Genomic DNA, 26095 nt, shown 5'->3' with positions numbered 1-26095 from the left:
TCAGACCTTATAAATGTGTGGTTGCGCCAGCGGCAGCGTAGTTCTGGTAACTGTTCATGTTTTTTGCGATCTGCGAAATCTTGCTGGCGTAATCCGGGTCGGTTGCATAACCGGCTTTTTGCAACTCGCGTACAAACTGTTCCGGGTTGTCGGCTGATTTCACAACTTCTTTATAGCGATCATGGCTTTGCAGCAGGGTCACGAGGTCGTGGAAGCTGTCCTGGTAGGAGCTGTAGGAACGGAATTGCGCCGTTTCCTTGACCATCGCCCCATCGCGAAACTCGCTGGTGATCGCCCGGGCCTGACCACCCTGCCAGCTCTGCCCGGCCTTGATGCCGAACAGGTTGTGGCTGCTGCTGCCGTCTTCGGCACGCATGACTGATTTGCCCCAACCGGTTTCCAGTGCCGCCTGGGCCACCAGGTACTTGGGGTCGATACCAATCCGTGCGGCAGCGGCCTTGGCCATCGGCAACATGGTGGCGACAAATTCATCCTGGGAGCTGAAGGCTTTCTTGGCCGGCGCCAGCGGTGGCTGGGCAATGGCGCGGCCATACACCTGCATGCGCCCGCTCGGCACGGCAAAGCTACGCGTGCTGCTGTTGATGACCGTGTCGTCGGCAGCGCTGTTACGCAGGGGCGCGGATTTGGCTTCGACCGGAGCGTTCGGCACGATACCCGCCAGCAGGCGGTCGGCCAGCTTGCTGGGCAAGGCGATACGACGCTGGTTCATCAGTTCCATGTCGTTGGCATGGGTGCTGGCGCCCTCAGGCACGGCCACGCGATACGCCCACAAAGGCCGCTGGCCATTGGAGCGGCCCAACGGGCCTTCGGCCTGGGTACCGGCGGCAATCTCGGTCGGCACATCGACTTTCTTCACCGGCGCGTCCGCCGCCGGGCCTTGCAAGGTGGCGGCCTGGGCCTCCACCGGCTTGTTCTTCTGCATCTGGCGCATCAGCACATCGGCCAGGCCGATACCGCCACCTTCGCGCGACATCGACACTGCCAGTTGCTGGTCGTACATTTCCTGGTACTGCTTGGCGGCCGGGGTGTTCAGCGGGTTGTCCTTGCCCAGGGCCTCGGTGGCCGAACGCATGGACTTGAGCATCTCGTTCAAAAACAGCGACTCGAATTCCTGCGCCACTTTGCGCAGGTTGCCTTCGCTGTTTTTGTCGTCACCGACCTTGAGCTGGTTAAGCCGGTTCAGGTCGGAGTAAGACCCCGAGTCCGCCGTGCTGCTGATGCCGCTCTTGCGCATATCCATGGCCATGGCCTCAGATCACGATCAGGTCGGCTTGCAACGCGCCGGCCTGCTTCAAAGCTTCGAGGATCGCCATCAAGTCGCCGGGCGCAGCGCCCACCTGGTTCACCGCACGGACAATCTCGTCCAGGGTGGTGCCGGGGCCGAACTTGAACATCGGCTTGGCTTCTTGCTGGGCATTGACCCGCGAGCGTGGGACCACGGCAGTCTGGCCACCGGACAACGGCCCAGGCTGGCTGACGATCGGGTCTTCGGTGATGGTCACCGTCAGGCTGCCGTGGGTTACCGCCGCTGGCGAGACCTTGACGTTCTGGCCGATCACGATGGTGCCGGTGCGCGAGTTGATGATGACTTTCGCCACGGCCTGGCCTGGGTCCACTTCAAGGTTTTCCAGAATCGACAGGTAGTCCACGCGCTGGCTTGGGTCCAAAGGCGCAGTGACGCGAACCGAGCCGCCGTCGATGGCCTGGGCCACGCCAGGGCCGAGCATGTCGTTGATCTTGTCGACCACGCGCTTGGCGGTGGTGAAGTCGGAGCGGTTGAGGTTCAGGGTCAGGCTGTTGCCCTGGTTGAAACCACTCGGCACGGTGCGTTCAACCGTGGCGCCACCGGGGATACGCCCGGCCGACGGCACGTTGACGGTGATCTTCGAGCCGTCGCGGCCTTCGGCGTCAAAACCGCCGACCACCAGGTTGCCCTGGGCGATGGCGTAGACGTTGCCGTCGATACCTTTGAGCGGCGTCATCAGCAAGGTGCCGCCGCGCAGGCTCTTGGAGTTACCCATGGACGACACGGTGATGTCCACCACCTGCCCCGGCTTGGCGAACGCGGGCAGATCGGCGCTGATCGACACCGCCGCGACGTTCTTCAACTGCACGTTGCCCGAGCCTGGCGGCACCTTGATGCCGAACTGGGAGAGCATGTTGTTGAAGGTTTGCAGGGTGAACGGCGTCTGGGTGGTCTGGTCACCCGTGCCGTTGAGCCCCACGACCAGGCCATAGCCGATCAACTGGTTGGAGCGCACGCCGGAAATACTGGCGATATCCTTCAGGCGCTCGGCCTGGGCCACAGCACTCAAGGCCAGCAAAAGCGCCATCGCCATCAGCTGTTTGAACTTCAAAATGGCCACCTAGAAAGGGAACAGCGGGCTGAGGAAGAAGCGGTCGAACCAGCCCGGCTGGCTCGCATCGGCAAACGAACCGGTGCCCGAGTAGGTAATGCGTGCATCGGCAATGCGCGTCGACGGCACGGTGTTGTCGGTGGAGATGTCATCGGCGCGGACCATGCCGGCGATGCGCACCAGCTCGTCGCCGGTGTTGAGGGTCATCCACTTTTCACCGCGCACGGCAATGATGCCGTTGGGCAATACATCGGCGACGGTCACGGTGATCGAACCGGTCAGGCTGTTGCCCTGCCCGGCCGCGCTCTTGCCGTTGGTGGCGCGGTCGCCGCTGTAGCCGGCGTCCAGGCTCAGGTCACCACCGCCCAGCGGGTTGTTGGTGTTCAGGCCGCCGCCGAACAGCGAGGTCAGGCCGATGCTGGTCTTGCTGTTCTTGCCGATCTGCGAGTTGGCGTTCTTGCTGGCCTGGGTCTTCTCGTTCAGGGTGATGGTGATGATGTCACCGACCCGGAACGCCTTGCGGTCGCTGTACAGGTTCTGCTCGAAACCGGCCTGGTAGATCGAGCCATTGTTGGCCGCCGCAGGCAGCGGTGTGCGTGGCAACACCGGCGCGTAGTACGGGTCATTGGGCTTTGGCGTGGGGGCGACACAGCCCGCAAGCACGGCGATCCCACTCAATGCCAACACACAAACATAGCGATTCATGACCCTAACCTCACGGTGTTGCAGGCACCCTCAAGGGCGCCCCATAGACTTGATTACAGATTCTGCGTAACGAACGAAAGCATCTGGTCGGCGGTGGAAATCACCTTGGAGTTCATCTCGTAGGCGCGCTGGGTGGTGATCATGTTGACCATCTCCTCAACGGTGCTGACGTTGGAGGTTTCCAGGGTGCTTTGCAGCGTGGTGCCGAAGCCGTTCAAGCCAGGGGTGCCGATTTGCGGCGCGCCACTGGAGGCGGTTTCCAGGAACAGGTTGTTGCCCATGGCCTGCAGGCCGGCCGGGTTGATGAAGTCGGCGGTTTGCAGGTTGCCGATCACCTGGGACGCTGGGTTGCCAGCGACGGTGATGGACACGGTGCCGTCGTTGCCGACGGTGAAGGTCTTGGCGTCGGGCGGCACCACGACAGCAGGCTCCAGGGCGAAACCGTTGGCGGTCACGATCTGGCCGTTGGAGTCCAGGTGGAAGGTGCCGTCACGGGTGTAAGAAGTGGTGCCATCCGGTTGCAGCACTTGAAAAAAGCCCCGGCCGTTGATCGCCATGTCCAGGGGCTGGCCGGTTTGCTGCAGGTTGCCGGCGCTGAAGTTTTTCTGGGTGCCGACGATCTGCACACCGGTACCCAGTTGCAGGCCCGACGGCAGTTCGCTGTCCTGGGTCGATTGGGCGCCCGGTTGCTTCTTGATCTGATAGAGCAAGTCCTGGAACTCGGCGCGGTCACGTTTGAAGCCCGTGGTCGACACGTTTGCCAGGTTGTTGGAAATGGTCGTCAGGTTGGTGTCCTGGGCGGACAGGCCTGTCTTGGCAACCCATAGAGCCGGAAGCATGCTGTTCTCCTTCGTGCGCCGGATGGTTGGCGCTGCGTTGCAAATTAGTTAATGGGCTTGGATCAGCTCATCTGCATGACGCGCGTCATGGCCTGGTCGTCTTCTTTAGCGCTGTTCATCATCTTGATGTGCAGCTCGAACTGCTTGGCCAGCGCCAGCACTGCGGTCATTTCTTCCACGGCATTGACGTTGCTCGCCTGCAGGAAACCCGAGGTCAGCCGCACGTTCGCGTCGGCCTGGGCCGGTTGGCCATCCTTGGTGTGGATGGTGCCGTCCAGGCCCTTGGTCATGTTCTTGAGGTCAGGCTGGACCATCTTGATACGGTCCACTTCCGCCATCACCCGCGGACCTTCGCCCATGGCACGGATGCTGATGGTGCCGTCCGAACCCACTTCGATTTTCTGCTGGGGCGGCACGGCGATGGGGCCACCGTTGCCCATGATCGGCATACCGTTGCCGGCACGCAGCACACCCAGGGCATCCACGTTCATGCTGGCGCTGCGCACGTAGGCTTCGCCGCCATCGGGGGTCTGCACCGCCATCCAGCCGTCGCCGCTGACGGCTACGTCCAGGTCGCGACCGGTCTCGATCATCGCGCCCGGTGAAAAGTCGGTAGCCGGACGTTCGGTCATGGCAAACGCCCGCGCCGGAAAGCTGTCACCGAACACCGGCATCGAACGCGCCTGTTCCAGGTCGCGCTGGAAGCCGTTGGTGGAAATGTTCGCCAGATTGTTGGCATGGGCCTTCTGCGCCAGTGCATTCTGGCTGGCGCCGGTCATTGCCACATAAAGGTACTTGTCCACGCTCTATCCTCTTTCTGACGGACGCTTGCCGCCCACCGCTGTACTGAGGAGGCTTAAGCAATTTGCGAACCAACTTTTTAAAAGAGGCGCAAACCCAGGCGCGGCGGGGGTTTCGTGGAGGCGTGTGAAATTGGTAGAGGAGAAACAGTCGAAAAAACGGCGGACTACTGCCGCCTGCGGCAAACACCGGCCTTAAATCCGGTACAGATCAAAGCCGGCTTGCCTGCGATAGCGGTGGTTCAGTGACAGACTCATTGACTGACACGCCGCCATCGCGGGCAAGCCCGCTCCCACAGGGGATTGATGCCGGGCGCTGATGCCGTGGGCAATACCCAACCAATGTGGGAGCTGGCTTGCCTGCGATAGCGGTTGGGCAGGCACTGATATGCCAACTGACAGTCTGTTATCGCCGGCAAGCCAGCTCCCACCGTTTTAACTACGATCGGCCTTGAGCACTTCGTAATCACGCAGTTTGTTGGCAATGGTGGTGTGCGACACCCCCAGACGCTTGCCCAACTGGCGACTGCTCGGGTGTTCGGCGTACAGGCTTTCCAACACCGCCTTTTCAAAGCGCCCGACGATATCCTCCAGGCTGCCCTCCAGGGAAAAATCACCCAGCGGCTGGCGCACGCCATAGTCCGGCAGACGAATATGCTCAACCTTGACCGTACCGCCCTCACACAACGACACCGCCTGGAACAACACGTTTTCCAGCTGCCGCACGTTGCCCGGCCAGTGGTAGTGGCTGAGCTTGTCCATGGCCGCAGGTGCCAGCTTGGGCAGTGGGCAACCGATCTGCCGGCTGGCCTGGTCGAGAAAGTGCTCGACCAACGGCGCAAGGCCATCCAGGCATTCGCGCAACGGCGGGATATGCAACGACAGCACATTCAGCCGATGATAAAGGTCCTGACGAAACTCACCCCGGGCGCAGAGTTCCGACAAATCTACCTGGGTCGCGCAGATCACCCGCACGTCCAGGTACACCTCTTCATCACTGCCCACCCGGCGAAAACAACCGTCCTGCAGAAAGCGCAGCAGCTTGACCTGCAAGCGCGCGCTCATTTCTCCCACGCCATCGAGGAACAAGGTACCGCCCGCCGTCAGCTCAAGCAGGCCCAACTTACCTTCCGCCCGCGCCCCTTCAAATGCGCCGGGGCCATAACCAAACAGTTCGGTCTCGGCCATCGACTCGGGCAACCCCGCGCAGTTGAGCGCCATCAACGGCGACTGCCCCCGCGGGCTGGCCAAGTGGCAGGCCCGGGCCAACAGCTCCTTGCCGGTGCCGGTTTCGCCTTCTATTAATAGTGGCGCATCCAGCGGCGCCATGCGTCGCGCTTCACGCACCACTGCGGCCATGACCTTGGAGCTCTGGAAGATGCTGTCGAAACCGCGCAGCTCTTGCTTGCGCACGTTATAGATACGCTCACCGACCCGGTCGGCACGGTGCAGGGTGAGCACGGCGCCGGCCATGGCTTCACTGTCATCGTGCTCGGAGGATTGCAGGGGCGCGATGTCCGCCAGAAATACGTCACCCTTGACCTTGACCCGCAGGCCATTGATTCGCGATTTGCTGGCGCGCACCAGTTCCGGCAGGTCGAAATCCTCGGCGTAACGCGACAGGGGAATCCCCGGCACTTCATCTACCCGTACGCCAAGCAACTGCGCCGCCGCACGGTTGGCAGCCACGATGGAGCCGCCCATATCAATGGACAGCACCGGGAATTCCAGGGCGCCGAGCAACGCATTGAGCTCCATATGCCGCCGCTCGCTGGGCATCAGCCCTACCCGCTTGACCCCGAACACCCCGGCAATCGCCTCGAACTGCGGGCGCAACGCCTGGAATTGCATGTTCACCAGGTTGGGGCAGAACAGGTAGATGGCATTGCCGTGCTCGCCGCCGACTTCGCCCTTGGCGACGTTGACGCCGTACTCCACCAGCAGGTTGAGGATGTCCCGCAGGATGCCGATGCGGTTTTGGCAGTGCACTTTGATACGCATGGAAAGACTCGAAAAGGGAGTAGGCGCCGCGGCTTTTTGTCGCTGGGCGCAGATAGTCGTCAAGATTATGTGACAGCGGGGTGGCTTTTCCCAGCCCATAGCTGCGACGAGCGGGCCTGTCGTAACGAATACTTTACGATAATCGGTAATTTTTCCTACACAAGTCCGTTAAGGCTGATGGAATCCGGCGCCTATCCGGTTATCAATAGGAGCATCCCAGGACATAACAAGAACGAATGCCTAGCAGGAGAGCCGTATGAAGCAGACGCACTACGTGGCCCGCGAGCCCGATGCGCAAGGTTTTATCCACTACCCGCCAGAAGAACATGCGGTGTGGAACACCCTGATCACTCGCCAATTGAAAGTGATCGAGGGCCGCGCCTGCCAGGAATACCTGGACGGTATCGACAAGCTCGGCCTGCCTCTGGACCGCATTCCCCAGTTAAGCGAAATCAACAAGGTGCTGGCCGACACCACCGGCTGGCAAGTCGCCCGCGTGCCGGCGCTGATCCCCTTCCAGACCTTTTTTGAATTACTGGCCAGCAAGCAGTTTCCGGTGGCGACTTTTATTCGCACCCGTGAAGAATTGGACTACCTGCAAGAGCCGGATATTTTTCACGAGATCTTTGGCCACTGCCCGCTCCTGACCAACCCCTGGTTCGCTGAATTCACCCACACCTACGGCAAGCTCGGCCTGGCGGCCACCAAGGAGCAACGGGTGTACCTGGCACGCCTGTACTGGATGACTATCGAGTTCGGCCTGGTGGACACGCCCCAGGGCCGGCGTATCTACGGTGGCGGCATTCTGTCGTCGCCTAAAGAAAGTGTGTATTGCCTGTCGGACGAGCCCGAGCACCAGGCATTTGATCCGCTGGAAGCGATGCGCACCCCCTATCGCATCGACATCCTGCAACCTTTGTACTTCGTATTGCCCGAGCTCAAGCGCCTGTTCGACGTGGCGCAGGAGGACATCATGGGCATGGTGGAGCGCGGTATGCAGTTGGGTCTGCACGCACCGAAATTCCCACCCAAGCCCAAAGCCGCGTGAACCTTGCGTTTTAAGGCCAGGTGAGTCTGTTCCCTGGCCCCGCGTTGCTTTAGGGTAACGCCACTGACCTTCAATCATTCGAATTCAGGACACCTTCCATGACCACCTTGAACCAAGCCCACTGCGAAGCCTGCCGCGCCGATGCCCCGCAAGTCAGCGATGAAGAACTGCCGGTGCTGATCAAGCAGATCCCTGACTGGAACATCGAAGTGCGCGACGGCGTGATGCAGCTGGAAAAGGTTTTCCTGTTCAAGAACTTCAAATTCGCCCTGGCCTTCACCAACGCCATGGGTGAAATCTCCGAAGCCGAAGGCCATCACCCAGGCCTGCTCACCGAGTGGGGCAAAGTCACCGTGACCTGGTGGAGCCACTCCATCAAGGGCCTGCACCGCAACGACTTCATCATGGCCGCGCGCACCGACGAAGTGGCCAAGACCGCCGAGGGCCGCAAGTAATGCATTTCGATGCCATCGACCGCGTGCCCGGCGACCCGATCCTCGGGCTGATGGACCTGTATACCCAGGACGCCAACCCGAACAAGTTCGACCTGGGCGTAGGTGTCTACAAGGACGACCAAGGCCTGACGCCGATTCCTCACTCGGTGAAACTGGCGGAACAGCGCCTGGTCGACACGCAAGTGACCAAGACCTATATCGGTGGCCATGGCGATGCAGCCTTCGGCAGCCTGATCAGCCAACTGGTGCTAGGCGCCGACTCGGCCTTGCTGCGTGACCGCCGCGCTGGCGCCACACAAACCCCAGGCGGCACCGGCGCCCTGCGCTTGAGTGCCGACTTTATCGCCCACAGCCTGCCGGGCCGTGGCGTGTGGCTGAGCAACCCGACCTGGCCGATCCACGAAACCATTTTTGCCAAGGCCGGGCTCAAGGTCAGCCATTACCCTTACGTGGGCAGCGACAACCGCCTGGATGTGACGGCGATGCTGGCAACCCTGTCCAGCGTGCCCAAGGGCGACGTGGTATTGCTGCACGCGTGCTGCCATAACCCGACCGGCTTTGACCTGTCCCAAGATGACTGGCGCCAGGTCTTGCAGATCGTGCGTGAACGCCAGTTGCTGCCGCTGATCGACTTCGCCTACCAGGGCTTTGGCGATGGCCTGGAGCAGGACGCCTGGGCGGTACGCCTGTTTGCCACCGAGCTGCCGGAAGTGCTGATCACCAGCTCCTGCTCGAAGAACTTCGGCCTGTATCGCGACCGCGTGGGTGCATTGATCGTCTGTGCGGCGGATGCTGAAAAGCTCACCAATGTACGTAGCCAACTGGCGAATATCGCGCGCAACCTGTGGTCGACGCCGCCGGATCACGGTGCCGCCGTGGTGGCGACCATCCTCGGTGATGCACAGTTGAAAAAGCAGTGGAGCGAGGAAGTCGAGGCCATGCGCTCGCGGATCGCCCATTTGCGTTCCGGGTTGGTGGAAGCGCTTGTGCCCCATGGCCTGGCCGAGAAATTCGCACATATCGGCGCGCAGCGTGGGATGTTTTCCTATACCGGCTTGAGTGCCGAGCAGGTCAAGCAACTGCGCGAGAAGCACAGTGTGTATATGGTCAGTTCGGGGCGGGCTAACGTGGCTGGGGTTGATGCGACGAGGCTGACGTTGCTGGCTCAAGCCATCGCCGACGTCTCCAACTGAAGCAACAGGATTAACTGTGGGAGCTGGCTTGCCTGCGATGGCGGTGGTTCAGTTGCAGATTAATTGCCTGACCCGCCGCCATCGCGGGCAAGCCCGCTCCCACATTTGAATCGTGGGGTGTCAGGTAGATCAGCGTCGGCTGTCAGGCCGTCACGGGAGCAAGCTCCCTCGCCACAGGTTCAGCCAGCGACCATTTCGGCCTTTAGCATTGCTTCTTTGGCCTGCGCATCCGCCAACCGATACAACTCGATATGCCCATCCCAGTGCTCGATCAAGGCCGTGCACGACTCCACCCAGTCCCCGCAGTTGAGGTAATCCACCTCGCCCACCTTGCGAATCTCGGCATGGTGAATATGCCCGCACACCACCCCGTGCAATTCCCGCTTGGTCACCTCGTGGGCAATCGCCTCTTCGAAATCGCTGATAAAACTCACCGCCGTCTTGACCTTGTGTTTCAGGTACGCCGACAGCGACCAATAACCGTAGCCATACCGCGCACGCCAGTGGTTCAGCCAGCGGTTCAGCGTCAGGGTGAACTCGTAGGCCGAGTCGCCGAGGAAAGCGAGCCAGCGGTGATAGCGCGTGATCACATCAAACTGGTCGCCATGAATCACCAGCAAATGGCGGCCATCGGCGGTGACGTGCACAGCCTCATCGACCAATTGGATATTGCCCAGGATCAGCTTGGAATAGCGACGCAGGAACTCGTCATGGTTGCCGGTGACATAGATCACCTCGGTGCCACGCTTGGCCATGGTCAGCAAGCGGCGGATCACGTTGGTGTGGGCTTGAGGCCAATACATGCCGCCGCGCAGTTTCCAACCGTCGATGATGTCACCGACCAGGTAGACCTTGTCGGCGTGGTAGCCCTTGAGAAAGTGCGAAAGGTGTTCGGCCTGGCAATCCCGAGTGCCCAGGTGCACGTCGGAAATCCACAGGGTTCGCACCCGTTGCTTGCGGCTGGGCTTGGTGAACTCGGCACGGGTCATGGGCATCCCTCGACGCTGTTTTGGCGAGCTTGCGCCTTGGCGATTAATAGCCCATGACAAGTGTGCGTCAGTCTGATGACAGCGCCCGCGGCCCGCCAAGCGTTGTAGACTGACGGCTTGCCGCCCTGGAGACCGCGATGAGCCCGACCCTCACGCTACGCCACTACCTCGAAGCGCCCATTGCCCACAGCCATGACCATGCGCAGTTGGTGTTCGGCCTTTCCGGGCACCTGGACCTGGAAGTCGATGGCCGTGGCAGCCAGGTACGCGAAAGCAGCGTGATGGTGCTGCCCTTCTCCGCCCACCACGCCTGCATCAGCCGCGATGGCAGCCGCTGCCTGGTGCTGGATGTGCCGACCGAGCACTGGGTGGTGCAATCCTTGGGCGAACATGCCGATGCCAGCCGCCGCTTGCTCGACCAACCCGCGCGCCTCGCGCTGGATGCTCGGCAACACCAACTGGTGCAGTGGCTGGCACAAAGCCCGGTGCACGACCCGCTGATCGTCCAGCAAGGCGCTGTGTTGTTACTGGCCAGCCTCAACCACCCTCAGGCTCAACCGCTGCCTGGCCGGCGTCTGCCTTATGCCGCGTTAAATAGCCATATCGAGCGCCATGCGGCGCGTCCGCTCCAGGTGGCCGACCTGGCGCGGATTGCCGATTTGTCCGTGCCGCGCCTGCATGCGCGGTTCATGGCGGAGTGCGGGCAAACGCCGATGGACTATCTACGCAGTCGCCGCTTGCACTTGGCGCTCAGGCTTTTACGCGAAACCTCCCTACCCATCGGCGAGATTGCCGAGCGCGTCGGCTACGCCTCGCAAAGTGCATTTTGCGCCGCCATGCTTCGGGCGTTTGGCGCCTCGCCCGGTGCATTGCGTCGAGCGGGCTAGCAAGAGTCTTGCGCTAAAAATCACCCCACCCGCGACAGACGCCCACCCGCCAACCCTCTAGACTGCGAGGCTGTCACCCCCTGTTGGATCAAGGATCGCAATGACTCCCCGCTCAGCCCTCGGCGCCCTGCATATCGGCGCATTGATGTTTGGCCTCACCGGCGTGTTCGGCAAGCTGGCGGCGGCCTCCCCCGCCATCATCGTATTTGGCCGGGCGGCGTTTGCCGTGCTGGCGCTGGCGGTATTTGCGCGCTTTGCCAGCAACGCTCCTTGGAAAAAACTGGAGATGCGTGACTGGCGCCGGCTGCTGGTCAGCGGCGTGTTGTTGGCTGCCCATTGGGTGACGTTCTTTATCGCCGTTAAAGTCGCCGGCGTGGCCGTGGCGACCTTGGGGTTCACCGCCTTTCCGGCCTTTACGGTGATCCTTGAGGGGCTGATTTTCCGCGAGCGTATTCGGGCCAATGAAGTGCTGCTGGTGGTGCTGGTCACCGTTGGCCTGGTGCTTGTGACCCCGGATTTCAATCTCGCCAGCGAAGCCACGGGCGGCCTGCTGTGGGGCATCGCCTCGGGCCTGTTGTTCTCGTTGTTGTCGCTGAACAATCGCGCCAGTTCCGGGCGCATTCCAGCGGTACAGGCCGCGCTGTGCCAGAACGTCGTGGTCGCCGCGTGCCTGCTGCCCGTGGCCGCGCCGGGGTTGGCGGATGTGCGAGGGATAGATTGGCTGTGGATCGGGCTGCTGGGGGTGTTTTGTACCGGCCTCGCCCATAGCCTGTTTGTCGCCAGCCTCGCCGTAATCAAGGCGCGCACCGCTTCGGTGGTGTTTGCCATGGAGCCCGTCTACGGCATCACCGTGGCCTGGCTGCTGTTTGCCGAAACCCCGACCCTGCGCATGCTGCTGGGCGGCGCCTTGATCATCGTCGCCATCGTGCTCTCCGGCCTGATGGGCAGCGCCAGCCAGGCCAAGCAACCGGCGCCGGCCTGACTTCAGACGGTACGGTCGTTATGCCCGAGGTCGCGCTGGGGGTCGATCTGGTCGCGCACTCGCTGCTTGAGCACCTTGGCCTCGGGAAAACCGCCATCGGCCTTGCGCTCCCAAATCTGCACGCCATCGCAGGTAATGCGAAAGGCTCCGCCGGTGGCCGGTTCCAGTGCCACGCGCCCCAAGTCATCGGCAAAGGTGCTGAGTAGCTCCTGGGCCAGCCACGCGGCGCGCAGCAACCACTGGCACTGGGTGCAATAGGTGATAACGATCTCGGGTTTGCATGCAGACATCATTAAGCGGCTCCTGGCGTAACAGGCTCAGCGAATCGGGTGGCTATAATAGCGGCCTTTGTCGCCCAGCCACGAGATTGATGATGCGCCGCCTGCTGTCTTGCCTGTTCCTGTGCCTTGTCCCCCTACTTGCCGACGCGGTAGAAGCCCCCCGCCCGAAAATCGGTCTGGTGCTGTCCGGCGGGGCTGCCCGTGGCCTGGCGCATATCGGTGTGCTCAAGGCGCTTGAAGAGCAAGGTATTCATATCGATGCGATTGCCGGCACCAGCATGGGCGCGGTGATTGGCGGGTTGTACGCGTCAGGCTACAAGATCGACGAGCTGGAGAAGTTGGCGCTGGGTATCGACTGGCAGCAGGCCCTGTCTGACGCGCCACCACGTGAAGACGTACCGTTTCGGCGCAAACAGGATGACCGGGATTTCCTGGTCAAACAAAAACTCAGTTTCCGCGACGATGGCAGCCTCGGCCTGCCGCTGGGCGTGATCCAGGGCCAGAACCTGGCACTGCTGTTGGAAAGCATGTTCGCCCACAGCAGCAACACACGTAATTTCGACAAGCTGCCGATCCCATTCCGCGCCGTGGCCACCGACATCACCACCGGCGAAAAAGTGGTGTTCAGCAAAGGCCACCTGCCCCAGGTGATACGCGCCAGCATGTCGATCCCAGCGGTGTTCGCCCCGGTGGAGCTGGATGGCCGCCTGCTGGTAGATGGCGGCATGACCGACAATATCCCGCTGGACGTGGCGCGGGAGATGGGCGTCGATATCGCCATCGTGGTCGACATCGGCACCCCGCTACGCTCGCGCAAGCAATTGGCAACCGTGGTGGATGTGCTCAACCAGTCCATCACCCTGATGACCCGGCGCAACTCCGAAGAGCAGCTCAAGGCCCTGAACCCCAAGGATGTGTTGATCCAACCACCGCTGGCCGCTTATGGCGTCACCGACTTTGGCCGCGCCAAGGACATGATCGACGCTGGCTACCGCGCCACCCGTGCCCTCGACGTACGCCTGGCACACCTGCGCCCTGCCGAACCCATCGACGCCGACCTGATAGCCGCGCGCACGCCGGGCGAACGCACCCCGGTGATCACCGCGATCCAGGTGGAGAACGACTCCAAGGTCAGCGATGACGTTATCCGCTACTACATTCGCCAGGGCCTGGGAGAACCTTTGAATCTGGGCCGCCTGCAATCGGACATGGGCACTCTGTACGGCCTGGATTACTTCGAGCAGGTGCAATACCGCGTAGTGAAAAAGGGCCAGGACAACACCCTGGTGATCAGCGCACGCGGCAAGCGCAGCGGCACCGACTACCTGCGACTGGGCTTGAACCTCTCGGATGACATGCGCGGTGATAGCGCCTTCAACCTCGGCGCCAGTTACCGTGTGAACGGCATCAACCGCCTCGGCGCGGAATGGCTCACACGGGTGCAGATTGGTGATCGGCAGGAGCTCTACAGCGAGTTCTACCAGCCCATGGACACCGGCTCACGCTACTTTGTGGCCCCCTATATCAGGGCCGAGGCACAGAATGTCGAGCTGATCCTGGACAACGACCCCATCTCCGAATACCGCCTGGAACGCTATGGCTTTGGTTTGAATGTGGGCCGGCAGATCGGCAACAGCGGCGAGATCCGCTTTGGCGTGGGCGAAGCCTGGGGCAAGGCGGACGTGCGCATTGGCGACCGCGACCTGCCGAGCGTGAGCTTCAGCGAAGGCTTCTATGAACTCAAATATTCCTTCGACTCCCTGGACAACGTGTACTTCCCCCACAGCGGCGAAGACATCGGCCTGGCCTTTCGCGAGTTCGAACCCGGCCTGGGCTCCGACCAGCGCTACCGCCAGTGGGAATTCAAGCTGGACAAGGCCATGAGCCACGGGCCGGACACCTTGATACTGGGCGGTCGTTACGGTCGCACACTGGATAATTCGGATGTGGTGATTTCCAGCTTCCTGCTGGGGGGCGCACGGCAATTGTCGGGCTTCCGCCAGGATGCGATTTCGGGACAGAACATCAGCCTCATGCGCGCGGTGTACTTCCGCAGGCTCACCCCCCGTTCTTACCTGCCGCTGGACTTCCCGTTGTACCTGGGTGCATCCCTGGAACGGGGCCGGGCGTGGAACAACGATAACGAGTTCGACAGCGGCTATATCAACGCCGCGAGTATTTTCCTGGGGTTTGATACACCACTGGGGCCGCTGAATTTCAGCTATGGGTTCAATGATGATAATCAGAAGGCGGTGTACTTGAACCTGGGCCAGACGTTCTAGGAAAGGATTGCCAAGGACTTTTGTAGGAACGAGCTTGCTCGCGAAAAACCCACAGACGCCGCGTTTATTCAGGAAGCCCGCGTTATCGTTGGCGTTTTTCGCGAGCAAGCTCGCTCCTACATTTTGCAGATCAGGACTTTTCCAGGTTCGCCAGGATGTGCTCATGCACCTGCATGCACACCCGCAGGTCTTCTTCATTCACGCCCACGAACAATTCATGGCGCAACGCCGTGGCAATGGTTTCGATCTGGTCGATCAACGGTTGGGCGGTGTCGCACAGCAGGATACGTTTGGCACGACGGTCTTCTACCACGGCTTGGCGTTGCACCAGGCCCTGGCCTTCGAGGCTGTCGAGCAGACGAGCCAGGGTAGGCCCTTCCACGCCGACACTTTGGGCCAATTCACGCTGGGTGGGTGCTTCGACAAAACGGGCCAGGTGCAGCAGCACCAACCAGCGCGCCTGGGACAAGCCCAGCCCCGCCAGGCGGCGGTCCAGTTCGGCGCGCCAACCTCGCGACATTTGCGCCAACTGCATGCCAAAACGGTGTTGATCGGTTAACGGCATAAAAAACTCGTGTTTAAGACTGAAAATAAAGTATGGCTAATTATTAGTCAGCTAAGCATGAGCCCTGCCCATAGGCAAGGCCCGCTATGTACTGATTCGTTACATTGTCGTAATTGGCACACTAAATTTCGAATTCAGACTGCAAAGCGGCACGCACGCAGTACAAAACGCCTTCCGGAACACGCCCGGTAAACAACGGCGCAATTTCGGTGACAGCTGGCAATTCGCCTTCTCCATCGAGAAAGGCGTCCTGGATTTCACCGAGCAAATCCTCAGGTAAATCAAGGGCCTGCTCCAGGGACAATTGCTGCTTGCCGATGGCTTCGGCAAGCAAGGTGTACACGTTTTTTTCCGAGCATTGCAGTTGGCCTGCGATCTGGATCGGGGTCATGCCGGCACGGGCCAGGCTGATCAGTTCGTGGCGAATATCGGCGATTTCCTTCGGCGCTTCGGCCTGACCGCCGAGCACTTCCAGGAAGGCCTGGCCGTAGCGCTCCAGTTTACGCGCGCCCACACCGCTGACCCGGGCCATCTCGGCCATGGTGGTGGGCTGCTCGCGGAGCATCTCCAGCAGGGTGGAGTCGGGGAAGATAACGTAGGGTGGCACGCTGTGCTCCTGCGCCAGTTTGCGCCGCAGGGTGCGCAAGGCTTCCCATTGTTCGCGCTCTTCACCCCGCACCAGTTGGCTGGCCTGGCTGGTGCTGCTGCTTTTGGCGGTGGTCTGCGGCTTGAGGTCACGGCGCAGTTCCAGGCTCACTTCGCCCTTGAGCAACGGCCGGCAACTGTCATTCAGCCGCAGCGCGCCGTAGCCTTCGATATCGATGTCGACAAGCCCACGGGCAACCATCTGGCGAAACAGCGAACGCCACTCACCTTCGGCGCGAGCTTTACCGACACCGTACACCGAGAGTTTTTCGTGGCCGAAGCTGCGGATTTTTTCGTTGTCCTTGCCCAGCAGAACATCCACCAGATGGCCCACGCCATAACGCTGGCCGGTGCGATAGATCGTCGACAACGCCTGGCGCGCCGGTTCGGTGGCGTCCCAGGTTTGCACGCCGTCGATGCAGTTATCGCAGTGGCCGCAGGGCTCAGGCATGTCTTCGTCAAAATACGCCAGCAGGGTCTGGCGGCGGCAGCGGGTCTCTTCGCACAACGAAAGCATGGCATCGAGCTTGTGCTGCTCCAGGCGCTTGTGGCGCTCGTCGCCCTCGGAGTTCTGCAGCATCTGCTTGAGCATCACCACGTCTTGCAGGCCGTAGACCATCCAGGCATCCGCCGGCAGGCCATCGCGGCCGGCACGCCCGGTTTCCTGGTAATAGGCCTCAAGGGACTTGGGCAGATCCATGTGCGCCACGAAACGCACGTTGGATTTGTCGATGCCCATGCCAAAGGCAATGGTCGCCACCATGATCAGGCCTTCCTCGTTCAGGAAGCGTTTCTGGTGCGCTGATCGCGTTTCATTGGGCAGGCCGGCATGGTAAGGCAGCGCCGGGTAGCCTTGTTCACAGAGGAACGCCGCGACCTCGTCGACTTTCTTGCGCGAAAGGCAATACACGATGCCCGCGTCACTGCGCCGCTCGGACAGGAACGCCAGCAACTGCTTGCGCGGCTGCTCCTTGGGCACGATGCGGTAGAAAATATTGGGCCGGTCAAAACTCGACAGGAAGCGCTCGGCGTTCTGCAAATGCAGGCGCTCGACGATCTCTTCGCGGGTGCGCTTGTCGGCGGTGGCGGTCAGGGCGATACGCGGCACATCGGGAAACAGTTCTGCCAATTGGCCAAGCTGCAGGTATTCGCGGCGGAAATCGTGGCCCCATTGCGACACACAGTGGGCTTCGTCGATGGCGAACAGAGCGATCTCAAGGCTCTGCAAAAAGGCCAGCATGCGTGGCTGCACCAGGCGCTCCGGCGCAAGGTAAAGCATTTTCACCTCGCCCCGCTTAATGCGTGCAGCCAGGTCGCGCTGCTGCTCGGCGCTGAGGGTGGAGTTCAACGACGCGGCGGCGACACCGAGTTCTTCAAGGGTGGCGACCTGGTCGTCCATCAACGCGATCAGCGGCGACACCACCACGGCCAGGCCATTGCGCAACAGCGCCGGCACCTGGAAGCACAGCGACTTGCCGCCACCGGTAGGCATCAGCACCAGGGCATCGCCGCCACTGGCCACGCGCTCAATGATCGCACCCTGGCGGCCACGAAAACTGTCGTAGCCGAAGATGTCCTTGAGGACGCGTTGAGCCTGCTCGAGCATGTAAAACTCCAAAATGGTGCCGAAATCCCTCAATACAGGCTGGCCGAAAATATCCGCGCTCACGAAAAATAATCCGTAAGCGAAGTTTTCCCGGATTGGCGCTGGGCCTGCAGGGGCATCACAAAACGCGGCAGTATACCCGAGCGTTATCCACCAAAGGGCGCGACTGACGAATAGACGCACCAGGCTAAAACCGGGCAAATATGCCGTGCGGCTGGCCTGGGCGCTCAAGAAAGCCTAGAATTCAGCATCGTTTATTCCCAAGGTAGCCCTTCAATGTCCTTCGCTGAGCAACTAACCCGCCTGCAAGCCTTCCTCGACGCCGATGAGCTGCATGACGAGGCGCTGGACTACGTGGCCGCCCACGGCTACCTGACCGCCCTGTCGATCTGCTCCGACCCCGTCCCGGACCGTGAATGGATCGACGCGCTGTTCGCTGAAGAGCCTCATTACAGCGACGCCGCCCATCGCGAAGAAATCGAATCCACCCTGATCGCCCTCAAGGCCCACATCGCGCGCCAACTGGCCTCCGACGAAGAGTTCGAGCTGCCGTGCGAGCTGGACCTGGGCGACGATCCGGATGACTCCGACCTGCGCGGCTGGTGCATCGGTTTCATGGAAGGCGTATTTCTGCGCGAAGCCGCCTGGTTCGAAACCGCCGAAGAGGAAGTCAGCGAAATGCTGCTGCCGATCATGGTCGGTTCGGGCCTGTTCGAAGAGGAGGCAGAGTTCTCCGACATCGCCGCCGACGCCAACCTGATGGACGACATGATCGTGCAGATCCCGGAAGCCCTGACCGCGCTGTACCTGCTGTGCAACGCGCCTGACGAAAAACCGGCGATCCTCAAGCCACGTCACCACTGAGTCGCTTGCCCGTGGAACCCATGGGCAACCGTCCACTGCTCCTGCGCTATGCGCTGCTGGCCATCGGCTGGCTAAGCGTAGCGCTGGGAGTCATCGGTATTTTCCTGCCGGTACTGCCGACCACACCCTTCCTGCTACTCGCCGCCGCCTGCTTCGCTCGCAGCTCCCCGCGCTTCTACCACTGGCTGGTGGAACACCCGCGCCTGGGGCCCTGGGTGCGCGATTACCTGGACGGCAATGGCATCCCGCTCAAAGGCAAGGTCTACGCCATCGGCTTGATGTGGCTGAGCATCTCGATTTCCTGCTACCTGGTACCACTGCCATGGGCACGGGGCTTTATGCTGACCAGTGCGGTGCTGGTGACGATCTACATCCTGCGCCAGAAAACCCTGCCGCCACGCTGAGCGCCGCCTGCGACATTCGATCCCACACGACCTTGGTCGACACTGACTAACACCAGGCATCATGCGAGACTGTCCAACCGGGCCTGGAATGCCCGGGTGTTCTTATGCTCGGAGTTACCATGACGCTGTCCAGCGGGCTGATCGCCGCCGTTGCCCTGGCCTATATGGCCACTATGTTTGCCATCGCCTTTTACGGTGACCGCCGCCATGCGCCGCTGCCGCCGCGCGTGCGTGCCTGGGTGTATAGCCTGTCGCTGGCGGTGTACTGCACCAGTTGGACCTTCTTCGGCGCCGTAGGCCAAGCGGCGGAACAACTGTGGGCATTCTTGCCGATCTACCTGGGACCTGTGCTGTTGCTGGTGCTGGCACCCTGGGTGCTGCAAAAGATGATCCTGATCAGCAAGCAGGAAAACATCACCTCAATCGCCGACTTTATCGCCGCCCGCTACGGCAAATCCCAGTCCCTGGCGGTGGTGGTGGCGTTGATCTGCCTGGTCGGCGTGCTGCCCTATATCGCGCTGCAGCTCAAAGGCATCGTGCTGGGCGTGAACCTGCTGATCGGCGCCGGCCCCGACACCACCGGCACCCGCGCCCAGGACACGGCCTTGATTGTGTCGCTGGTATTGGCGCTGTTTACCATCGTGTTCGGTACACGCAACCTCGACGCCACCGAACACCACCGCGGCATGGTGCTGGCGATTGCCTTTGAGTCGCTGGTCAAGCTGTTCGCTTTTCTCGCCGTCGGTGCGTTTGTCACCTACGGCTTGTACGACGGTTTCGGCGATCTGTTCAGCCAGGCCATGCTCGCCCCGCGCCTTGAGGAATACTGGAAAGAGACCATCAACTGGCCTTCGATGGTGGTACAGACCGGCGTCGCCATGATGGCGATCATCTGCCTGCCGCGACAATTTCATGTGACGGTGGTGGAGAACATCGACCCCCAGGATTTGCGCCTGGCCAAGTGGGTGTTCCCGGCTTATTTGATCCTCGCGGCACTGTTTGTGGTGCCCATCGCCCTGGGCGGCAAGATGCTGTTGCCCAGCTCGGTGCTGCCGGACTCCTATGTGATCAGCCTGCCAATGGCCGAGGCCCATCCTGCCCTCGCCGTGCTGGCATTCATTGGCGGTGCATCGGCGGCCACTGGCATGGTCATCGTAGCGAGCATCGCCTTGTCGACCATGGTTTCCAACGACATGCTGCTGCCCTGGCTGTTGCGCCGATCCAGCGCCGAGCGGCCATTCGAAGTCTTCCGTCACTGGATGCTGTCGGTTCGCCGGGTGAGCATTGTGATCATCCTGCTGCTGGCGTACGTGAGCTACCGCTTGCTGGGCTCCACCGCCAGCCTGGCGACCATCGGCCAGATCGCCTTTGCCGCTGTGACCCAACTGGCCCCGGCGATGCTCGGCGCCCTCTATTGGAAGCAGGCCAACCGGCGTGGGGTGTTTGCCGGCTTGGCCGCCGGTACTTTCCTGTGGTTCTACACGCTGGTCTTGCCAGTGACGGCGAAAAGTCTGGGCTGGTCGCTCAACCTTTTCCCCGGCCTGACATGGATGCACTCCCACCCGTTCGGGCTGTCGGTCACCTCGCTGACCCTGGGCACCGTGTTCTCCCTGGCAGGTAACTTCACCCTCTTCGTGTGGGTGTCGATGCTGTCGCGCACACGGGTTTCCGAGCACTGGCAGGCAGGCCGTTTTATCGGCCAGGAAATCAGCCAGCGTGCGAGTGCGCGCTCCATGCTGTCGGTGCAGATCAGCGACCTGCTCAGCCTGGCGGCACGCTTCGTTGGGGAAGAACGGGCCCAGCAGAGTTTTATTCGCTTCGCCTATCGCCAGGGCAAAGGCTTCAACCCCAACCAGAATGCCGATAACGATTGGATCGCCCACACCGAACGCTTGCTGGCCGGCGTACTCGGAGCCTCATCGACGCGGGCGGTGGTGAAAGCGGCGATTGAAGGGCGGGAAATGCAATTGGAGGACGTGGTCCGTATCGCCGACGAAGCCTCGGAAGTGCTGCAGTTCAACCGCGCTCTGTTGCAAGGTGCCATTGAGAACATCACCCAGGGCATCAGCGTGGTGGACCAGTCGCTCAAGCTGGTGGCCTGGAACCGGCGCTACCTGGAACTGTTCAACTACCCGGACGGCTTGATCAGCGTCGGCCGGCCCATTGCAGACATCATTCGATACAACGCCGAGCGCGGCCTGTGTGGCCCCGGTGAAGCGCAAGTGCACGTGGCGCGTCGCCTGCACTGGATGCGCCAGGGGCGTGCGCACACCTCCGAGCGCCTGTTCCCCAATGGCCGGGTGATCGAGTTGATCGGCAACCCGATGCCCGGCGGCGGGTTTGTCATGAGCTTCACCGACATCACCGCGTTCCGCGAAGCCGAACAAGCGCTGACCGAGGCCAATGAGGGCCTGGAGCAGCGGGTGACCGAGCGCACCCATGAACTGTCGCAACTGAACGTGGCCCTCACCGACGCCAAGGGCGTGGCCGAATCCGCCAGCCAGTCGAAGACGCGGTTCCTGGCGGCCGTGAGCCATGACCTGATGCAACCGCTGAACGCTGCGCGGCTGTTTTCCGCCGCCCTTTCCCACCAGACCGATGGCCTGTCCGGCGAGGCACGGCAGTTGGTGCAGCATCTGGATAGCTCACTGCGCTCGGCCGAAGACCTGATCAGCGATTTGCTGGACATTTCGCGCCTGGAAAACGGCAAGATCAACCCACAACGCCAGCCCTTTGTTCTCAACGAGCTGTTCGACACCCTGGGAGCAGAATTCAAGGCGCTGGCCCAGGAGCAACACTTGCGCTTCCGCTGGCGCGGCAGCCGTTTGCGAGTGGACAGCGACATCAAGCTGCTGCGGCGGATTTTGCAGAATTTTCTGACCAATGCCTTCCGTTATGCCGACGGCCCGGTGCTGCTGGGCGTACGTCGTCGCAAGGGCGAACTCTGCCTGGAGGTCTGGGATCGCGGGCCTGGGATTGCGCCCGATAAACAAAAGGTGATCTTCGAAGAGTTCAAGCGCCTGGACAGTCACCAGACCCGTGCCGAAAAGGGCCTGGGGCTGGGCCTGGCGATTGCCGACGGCCTGTGCCGCGTGCTGGGCCATCGCCTGAGCGTGCGCTCCTGGCCGGGCAAAGGCAGCGTCTTCAGCGTGTGCGTGCCGCTGGCCCGTAACCAGACCAGCGTGCAACCCAAGGCGCCCGCAGAAACCGGCCTGCCCTTGAGTGGCGCACGCGTGCTGTGTGTGGATAACGAAGACAGCATCCTGATCGGCATGCGCAGCCTGCTCACGCGCTGGGGCTGTGAAGTCTGGACGGCCGCCAACCAGGCCGAATGCGCGGCATTGCTGGCCGAGGGTATCCGCCCGCAACTGGCGTTGGTGGATTACCACCTGGACCACGGCGAAACCGGTACCGAGTTGATGGGCTGGCTGCGTGCGCAACTGGCCGAGCCGATTCCCGGCGTAGTGATCAGTGCCGATGGGCGACCGGAGATGGTGGCCGAGGTGCATGGGGCGGGGTTGGATTACTTGGCCAAGCCGGTGAAGCCGGCGGCGCTGCGGGCGCTATTGAGCAGGCATTTGCCCCTGTAGGAGCGAGCTTGCTCGCGAAAAACGTCAATGATAACGCGTGTTTCCTGAATAAACGCGGCGCCTATGAGTTTTTCGCGAGCAAGCTCGCTCCTACAATTTAGCCCCGTATTTATTCCGGGAGATGCGCCACGCCATCCGAATCGGTCATCGCCCGCTCCAGCAGATCCGCCGGCAAGCTCTTGCTGGCGCGGGCACCGAGCAACCTGAGTTGCTCGGTACGGCTGACCAGGTTCCCACGCCCATCCGTCAGCTTGTTGCGCGCCGCGCTGTAGGCCTTGTCCAACTGTTGTAGCCGGTTGCCCACTTCGTCCAGGTCCTGGATAAACAGCACGAACTTGTCATACAGCCAACCGGCACGCTCGGCAATTTCCCGTGCGTTCTGGCTCTGGCGCTCCTGCTTCCACAGGCTGTCGATCACGCGCAGGGTGGCGAGCAAGGTCGTGGGGCTGACGATTACAATATGGCGGTCGAAGGCTTCCTGGAACAGGTTGGGCTCGGCCTGCAATGCCGCAGAAAAGGCAGCCTCGATCGGTACGAACAGCAGGACGAAATCCAGGCTGTGCAAACCCTCCAGGCGCTTGTAGTCCTTGCCGGCCAAGCCTTTGACATGATTACGCAGGGACAGCACGTGTTGCTTCAAGGCGGCCTGGCCAATCACCTCGTCATCGGCCGCAACGTACTGTTGATAGGCGGTCAAGCTGACCTTGGAGTCGACCACCACCTGCTTGTCGCCCGGCAACATGATCAGCACGTCGGGCTGGAAACGCTCGCCATCCGGGCCTTTGAGGCTGACCTGGGTCTGGTACTCACGGCCCTTCTCCAGGCCCGCGTGCTCCAGCACCCGTTCAAGAATCAACTCGCCCCAGTTGCCCTGGGTTTTCTGGCCCTTGAGGGCGCGAGTCAGGTTGGTGGCTTCGTCCGACAGACGCAGGTTCAATTGCTGCAGGCGCTCAAGCTCTTTGGCGAGGGAAAAGCGCTCACGGGCTTCGTTCTGATAGCTTTCTTCGACACGCTTCTCGAAGGACTGGATACGTTCCTTGAGCGGGTCCAGAAGTTGGCCCAGCCGCTCCTGACTGGTTTCGGCGAAGCGTTGCTCACGCTCGTCGAAGATCTTGCCGGCCAGCTCGGCAAATTGCGCACGCAGTTCGTCTCGTGAGCCTTGCAGGTCGGTGAGTCGTTGCTGATGACTCTCTTGCTGCTCGCGCAATTCGGCGCTCAGGGCAGCGGCCAAGGCGTCAAGGCGACGCAGTTCGGTTTCCTTGGCGCTGCGGTCGAGGTTCCAGGCGTGCGCGGCATCGCGGGCGTTATCGCGGTCGATCTGCAACAACTCGACTTCACGGCGCAGCGCCGCCAGGTCGGCTTGTTTGGCGGCATTGGCCTGGCTGAGGTCACTGATCTCATCGCGACTGGCGTCCAGTTGCGCGGCGAGCCCTTCCTGGGCCAGTTGTGCGGTCGCCAGGCGCTCCTCCAGCAACTCCCAGCCGGTGGTGCGTGCGGTCAGGCGCCGCTGGAGTTGCCAGCACAGCGCCAGTAGCGGCACGGCTGCGCCCACAAGACCCAAGGCGATACTGGTCCAGTCAAACACCATAGCCATTTCTGCCATCACCGAAAAAGATCAAGGTTAACCAAGCCTAAGGCCGGAGGACAGCTCAGTCTTCGACCTGCCCCAGTTCGCGCTGGGCGCGACGGTCGCCGGCGCGAGCAGCCGAACGCAACAAATCGTGGCCGATGCGCCGGTCACGGGCATTTCCGCACTCGCGGCACATCAGTTGGCCAAGACGGCTCTGAGCGGCCACCACGCCTTCGCGGGCGGGCTGCTTGAGCAAGCGTCCGGCGAGATGCTTGATATTGGTGCTCTGCCCCAGGCGCGGGCTGTCGAGCAGCCACAATGCGACCTTCAAGGAAAAACGCTTGGGTGCGGTAACAGTTTGGGGCGTGTCGGTAACAGAAGGTGATACTGAGCGAAACTTCATAAAGCACTGTGGGGCAGAACGGAAGGCGCGCCACTCTACTCTTTTTTTCGTACAGGTAAAGCTGAAAAAACCGTGCACGCCCGTCCTAGAGCAAGCGCTCGGGACAATCCACAGAAGCTGTGGATAACTCAGTGGACAACCCCCCTAGAACAGGCGCAAAGCCCCATGGAACGGGGGCCGCAGTCAAACTGACGATTTTTTCACCAATAAAAAAAAGCGAGATTTTTCATTGACTTAAATTTTGATTACAGGCAAATGGGCGCACTTGCACACCAGTGACAGCAGGGTTACACCCTTGGCCACAAATGTGCACAAGTCCCGATCGACTGGTTATATCGGCGGCGTTTTTTGATTCAACACCGGTTAAACATGTTACTGACCGGGCAAACCCGAGGGCTTTTCAAATCCGCCTCGGCTCGCCACACTGCGCCACCGACAATGCAAACCAGTAGGGCCGATGAAAGGAATTCTGTTATTCGCCGGGCTGCTACTGGCCATCTGCGCGATCTCCCTGGAAATCAATGCCGCGCTCCCCTCTCCGGACGGCGCACTGTTCGCCATTGCTATCTTGCTGTCAGCCGCCTTTACCGCCGTGGTCCTGTGCATCGAACTCAGTGACGGAAAGATCAATGACATGCGCGAAGTGATCCACATGATCGAGACCGGCCAGTCCTTGCGATTGACGCTCGCCGCCTATGGGCTGGGGTGCGCCCTGGCCGCGTCCATGACCGTACTGGTCTATCGCGAGTTGCTCGGCGGCTGATCGAAGTTTTTTTGCAATCGGCCTTCCCTTCCCTGTTTCAATCCGTTACTATCCGCGGCGTTAGTACCAAGCTGAAAGTCAATTCTGGTCGAATACGTCCCCTGAACCACATGGGATCGGCCACCTCGATGGTTTCCAGGTATTCCTTGCGACGACACTGCCTTTGAACAAGCAAAGGGTGGCGCGAAGTTCCAATACTCTGACCGAACCAACCTGCAAATTGATCAGGATCTTCACCCCGGGCCCAGAACCTTTGCCCCTGTTGTGTTGCCTGCCCTCCTAAGTACCTACCTGCCAGCCCAAGCGCGCCTAATTCCATAGCGCTTCAAACTGGCTGCTTTGTTCCAGTCGGGTTCTTCGTTTGATCAATGGTGATCAGCGTTACTGGAACGTTTTAACGTTGCACGGTTCTTATCCGTGTCATTTGTAGGAACACCAATAATATGAACGCTCAAATCCACACTCAGGATGCCATTCGCGCCCTCACCAACGCTTTTGCCCCAATGAACTGCCTGATCATGGCTGCTCGCAAAGGCTGCTTCAGCTTCACCCTGGTCAACGAACACGGCATCGCTCGTCACAGCGAACGCCTGTACCCCGATCAATACTCCAGCGCAGAACCGCTGCAGGCCGTGATCGATCGTACCCGTCAGGCACTGACCGCCTGATCGACCCGCGTCGCTGAAACCTCAAAAACCCTGTTTGAACAACAGGGTTTTTTATTGCCTGGAATTTGACCTTGAGTCCGTGGCGCTAAGTACAAATCGATATAAACGTTATAACCGATTGCAGAAGATGTTTTAAAAACAGTCCTTTACATCAGGAATATGACACTACACTTCAAG

23 protein-coding genes are annotated in these 26095 nt (G+C 61.1%); 11 read left to right on the top strand and 12 right to left on the bottom strand.

Annotated features, from left to right (window positions below; all coding sequences use genetic code 11):
- Positions 1 to 7: 7 nt before the first annotated feature.
- From flgJ to JFT58_RS11625, 6 genes are all read right to left on the bottom strand, one after another.
- Positions 8 to 1267, bottom strand: coding sequence for a flagellar assembly peptidoglycan hydrolase FlgJ (gene flgJ, locus JFT58_RS11650; RefSeq protein WP_054898649.1), 1260 nt, complete (start codon positions 1265 to 1267; stop codon positions 8 to 10).
- A gap of 4 nt (positions 1268 to 1271) precedes the next feature.
- The gene (locus JFT58_RS11645) at positions 1272 to 2381 is read right to left on the bottom strand and encodes a flagellar basal body P-ring protein FlgI (protein WP_161793221.1); all 1110 of its coding nucleotides are present in this window, start codon (positions 2379 to 2381) and stop codon (positions 1272 to 1274) included.
- A gap of 6 nt (positions 2382 to 2387) precedes the next feature.
- Complete coding sequence (flgH, locus tag JFT58_RS11640) at positions 2388 to 3083, bottom strand: flagellar basal body L-ring protein FlgH (RefSeq protein WP_034126774.1); 696 nt, start codon at positions 3081 to 3083, stop codon at positions 2388 to 2390.
- A gap of 53 nt (positions 3084 to 3136) precedes the next feature.
- Positions 3137 to 3922, bottom strand: a complete 786-nt coding sequence (gene flgG / locus JFT58_RS11635) for a flagellar basal-body rod protein FlgG (protein WP_003192986.1) — start codon at positions 3920 to 3922, stop codon at positions 3137 to 3139.
- 62 nt (positions 3923 to 3984) lie between these two features.
- A complete protein-coding gene (locus JFT58_RS11630; RefSeq protein ID WP_003192988.1) occupies positions 3985 to 4725 on the bottom strand; it encodes a flagellar basal body rod protein FlgF in 741 nt (246 codons plus the stop codon).
- 432 nt (positions 4726 to 5157) lie between these two features.
- The gene (locus JFT58_RS11625; protein WP_003192990.1) at positions 5158 to 6723 is read right to left on the bottom strand and encodes a sigma-54-dependent phenylalanine hydroxylase transcriptional regulator PhhR; all 1566 of its coding nucleotides are present in this window, start codon (positions 6721 to 6723) and stop codon (positions 5158 to 5160) included.
- A gap of 256 nt (positions 6724 to 6979) precedes the next feature.
- On the opposite strand from JFT58_RS11625, the gene phhA reads away from it, so the two are divergent.
- The 3 genes from phhA to JFT58_RS11610 all read left to right on the top strand — a co-directional run bounded on the left by phhA (position 6980) and on the right by JFT58_RS11610 (position 9419).
- Positions 6980 to 7771: a phenylalanine 4-monooxygenase gene (gene phhA / locus JFT58_RS11620; RefSeq protein WP_054898650.1), complete on the top strand. Its 792-nt coding sequence runs from the start codon at positions 6980 to 6982 to the stop codon at positions 7769 to 7771.
- Positions 7772 to 7869: 98 nt separating this feature from the next.
- Positions 7870 to 8226 (top strand): 4a-hydroxytetrahydrobiopterin dehydratase, encoded by a 357-nt coding sequence (locus JFT58_RS11615; RefSeq protein ID WP_003192995.1) that lies wholly within the window; start codon positions 7870 to 7872, stop codon positions 8224 to 8226.
- Positions 8226 to 9419 carry an amino acid aminotransferase gene (locus tag JFT58_RS11610; protein ID WP_054898651.1) on the top strand — a complete coding sequence of 398 codons (1194 nt, stop codon included), beginning with the start codon at positions 8226 to 8228 and terminating at the stop codon, positions 9417 to 9419. The genes JFT58_RS11615 and JFT58_RS11610 overlap by 1 nt, the downstream gene beginning before the upstream one ends.
- A gap of 179 nt (positions 9420 to 9598) precedes the next feature.
- On the opposite strand, the gene JFT58_RS11605 is transcribed toward JFT58_RS11610, so the two are convergent.
- Positions 9599 to 10408, bottom strand: coding sequence for a UDP-2,3-diacylglucosamine diphosphatase (locus tag JFT58_RS11605; protein WP_054898652.1), 810 nt, complete (start codon positions 10406 to 10408; stop codon positions 9599 to 9601).
- 137 nt (positions 10409 to 10545) lie between these two features.
- Here JFT58_RS11605 and JFT58_RS11600 point away from each other — a divergent pair, with 137 nt between their 5' ends.
- Both JFT58_RS11600 and JFT58_RS11595 read left to right on the top strand, forming a co-directional pair.
- Positions 10546 to 11295, top strand: a complete 750-nt coding sequence (locus tag JFT58_RS11600; protein WP_054898653.1) for a helix-turn-helix domain-containing protein — start codon at positions 10546 to 10548, stop codon at positions 11293 to 11295.
- Positions 11296 to 11395: 100 nt separating this feature from the next.
- The gene (locus tag JFT58_RS11595) at positions 11396 to 12277 is read left to right on the top strand and encodes a DMT family transporter (RefSeq protein ID WP_054898654.1); all 882 of its coding nucleotides are present in this window, start codon (positions 11396 to 11398) and stop codon (positions 12275 to 12277) included.
- A gap of 2 nt (positions 12278 to 12279) precedes the next feature.
- On the opposite strand, the gene JFT58_RS11590 is transcribed toward JFT58_RS11595, so the two are convergent.
- Positions 12280 to 12567: a SelT/SelW/SelH family protein gene (locus JFT58_RS11590; RefSeq protein ID WP_014719371.1), complete on the bottom strand. Its 288-nt coding sequence runs from the start codon at positions 12565 to 12567 to the stop codon at positions 12280 to 12282.
- An 83-nt stretch (positions 12568 to 12650) separates the two neighbouring features.
- Here JFT58_RS11590 and JFT58_RS11585 point away from each other — a divergent pair, with 83 nt between their 5' ends.
- Positions 12651 to 14840 (top strand): patatin-like phospholipase family protein, encoded by a 2190-nt coding sequence (locus JFT58_RS11585; RefSeq protein ID WP_096143469.1) that lies wholly within the window; start codon positions 12651 to 12653, stop codon positions 14838 to 14840.
- A 130-nt stretch (positions 14841 to 14970) separates the two neighbouring features.
- On the opposite strand, the gene JFT58_RS11580 is transcribed toward JFT58_RS11585, so the two are convergent.
- The gene (locus tag JFT58_RS11580; RefSeq protein ID WP_198834385.1) at positions 14971 to 15405 is read right to left on the bottom strand and encodes a MarR family transcriptional regulator; all 435 of its coding nucleotides are present in this window, start codon (positions 15403 to 15405) and stop codon (positions 14971 to 14973) included.
- Between the two features lie 121 nt (positions 15406 to 15526).
- Positions 15527 to 17656 (bottom strand): DNA helicase RecQ, encoded by a 2130-nt coding sequence (gene recQ / locus JFT58_RS11575; RefSeq protein ID WP_054899073.1) that lies wholly within the window; start codon positions 17654 to 17656, stop codon positions 15527 to 15529.
- Between the two features lie 276 nt (positions 17657 to 17932).
- Between recQ and JFT58_RS11570 the strand changes: the two genes are divergently transcribed.
- The 3 genes from JFT58_RS11570 (at position 17933) to JFT58_RS11560 (ending at position 22514) form a co-directional block, all read left to right on the top strand.
- Entirely contained in the window at positions 17933 to 18520 is a 588-nt protein-coding gene (locus JFT58_RS11570; protein WP_034128344.1) for a UPF0149 family protein, read from the top strand.
- Positions 18521 to 18540: 20 nt separating this feature from the next.
- The gene (locus JFT58_RS11565) at positions 18541 to 18924 is read left to right on the top strand and encodes a YbaN family protein (RefSeq protein ID WP_019818414.1); all 384 of its coding nucleotides are present in this window, start codon (positions 18541 to 18543) and stop codon (positions 18922 to 18924) included.
- Positions 18925 to 19043: 119 nt separating this feature from the next.
- Positions 19044 to 22514 carry a hybrid sensor histidine kinase/response regulator gene (locus JFT58_RS11560; protein WP_054899071.1) on the top strand — a complete coding sequence of 1157 codons (3471 nt, stop codon included), beginning with the start codon at positions 19044 to 19046 and terminating at the stop codon, positions 22512 to 22514.
- Between the two features lie 109 nt (positions 22515 to 22623).
- Here JFT58_RS11560 and rmuC read toward each other — a convergent pair whose 3' ends face one another.
- Both rmuC and JFT58_RS11550 read right to left on the bottom strand, forming a co-directional pair.
- Positions 22624 to 23988 (bottom strand): DNA recombination protein RmuC, encoded by a 1365-nt coding sequence (gene rmuC, locus JFT58_RS11555; protein ID WP_169918249.1) that lies wholly within the window; start codon positions 23986 to 23988, stop codon positions 22624 to 22626.
- A gap of 175 nt (positions 23989 to 24163) precedes the next feature.
- On the bottom strand, positions 24164 to 24487 hold the full coding sequence (locus JFT58_RS11550) for a hypothetical protein (RefSeq protein ID WP_034128342.1): 324 nt from the start codon (positions 24485 to 24487) through the stop codon (positions 24164 to 24166).
- Between the two features lie 457 nt (positions 24488 to 24944).
- Here JFT58_RS11550 and JFT58_RS11545 point away from each other — a divergent pair, with 457 nt between their 5' ends.
- Both JFT58_RS11545 and JFT58_RS11540 read left to right on the top strand, forming a co-directional pair.
- Positions 24945 to 25250: a hypothetical protein gene (locus tag JFT58_RS11545; RefSeq protein ID WP_054899072.1), complete on the top strand. Its 306-nt coding sequence runs from the start codon at positions 24945 to 24947 to the stop codon at positions 25248 to 25250.
- A gap of 443 nt (positions 25251 to 25693) precedes the next feature.
- Positions 25694 to 25918 carry a hypothetical protein gene (locus tag JFT58_RS11540; RefSeq protein WP_034128340.1) on the top strand — a complete coding sequence of 75 codons (225 nt, stop codon included), beginning with the start codon at positions 25694 to 25696 and terminating at the stop codon, positions 25916 to 25918.
- Positions 25919 to 26095 lie beyond the last annotated feature (177 nt).

It is taken from the genome of Pseudomonas sp. MF6767 (genome assembly GCF_016405475.1).
Classification (GTDB): Bacteria; Pseudomonadota; Gammaproteobacteria; order Pseudomonadales; family Pseudomonadaceae; genus Aquipseudomonas; species Aquipseudomonas paracarnis.
This window is presented reverse-complemented; position numbering and strand designations above follow the sequence as displayed.